The sequence below is a fragment of the Campylobacter coli LMG 9860 genome, assembly GCF_000254135.1.
Lineage (GTDB): Bacteria > Campylobacterota > Campylobacteria > Campylobacterales > Campylobacteraceae > Campylobacter_D > Campylobacter_D coli.
Genome location: NZ_AINS01000142.1, coordinates 1 through 931 on the forward strand (window position 1 = coordinate 1; position 931 = coordinate 931).

The 931-nt window shown below is 31.0% G+C and carries 1 protein-coding gene; it reads right to left on the bottom strand.

All coding sequences use genetic code 11. The features are described 5' to 3' along the window. Positions 1 to 98 precede the first annotated feature (98 nt). Positions 99 to 794, bottom strand: a complete 696-nt coding sequence (locus CCO88_RS09780; RefSeq protein WP_002790743.1) for a VirB8/TrbF family protein — start codon at positions 792 to 794, stop codon at positions 99 to 101. Positions 795 to 931: the final 137 nt, after the last annotated feature.

The following is a 931-nucleotide window of genomic DNA, read 5'->3' on the forward strand; positions in this document are numbered from 1 at the left end:
AGTCAAGGCTTTTTAGCCTTGCCCCACTTGTTGGGGTGTGGTGGATTTCCCTTGTGGCTGTATTTGTATTAAAAATAAACTTTTTCATATTTAACTCCTTATAAAATTTTTGCAAAATTAATATCAGTGATGAAAATCCCTAAAGGATTTTTTAAAATTTGTTCTTCTGTATTTGGAATGATTTGTTTAATTCGGATTAATCCTCGATAAGTTTCTTTAGAAAGAATATCTTCATTTAAATTTGTAGTCGTCTCTTCCCATTCAACTTGCCAAGTGTCAATATTTTGTGGAACGATATTTTTAATTTTCACTCGCACATTTTCCTTTGTAGATCGTGTGAAAGGATTGTTTTTTTGAAATTCTGAATTTAAATAATTAAATGCTTTTGATCTTGGCTCCACATAAGCATAGGCATCAAATATGAATTTTCTTTGAGTTTCGGCATTTCCCCAAACCGAACGCCAAGAATAAATAAAAGTATTTAGACTATACTTTATTACATTTGGGTTTTTTAAGTCGATATTTTGCACCATTCCTACTTTAGCTGTATTGCCTAACTTATCAACTTCAATAACATAAGGGATAAGCTTGTTCTGAGAGCCGATATAGCCTATAAAGAGAACACATACAAAGCACATGGCTAAACTAATTATCGCTACCATTTGCCAGTTTTTAGCACGAGTGATATAATCTCCGTATCTTTCTAGCCATTCGGTTTTTGCATTAAGATAAGGATTACTTGAAGTGTCAAACTCATTCTTTTCTATCTTTTGCTTTTGTCTGAAAATATTCATTATTTTTTTACTCCTTTTTATGATATAATTAATTTAATCCATTTGGTAGATGGACTAAAAGTTTCACAACCTGTTTATAATGTGTTTGGCTCAATTCTTTCAATAGGAATTGAGCTTTTTTTTTGGCTATTAAGTTG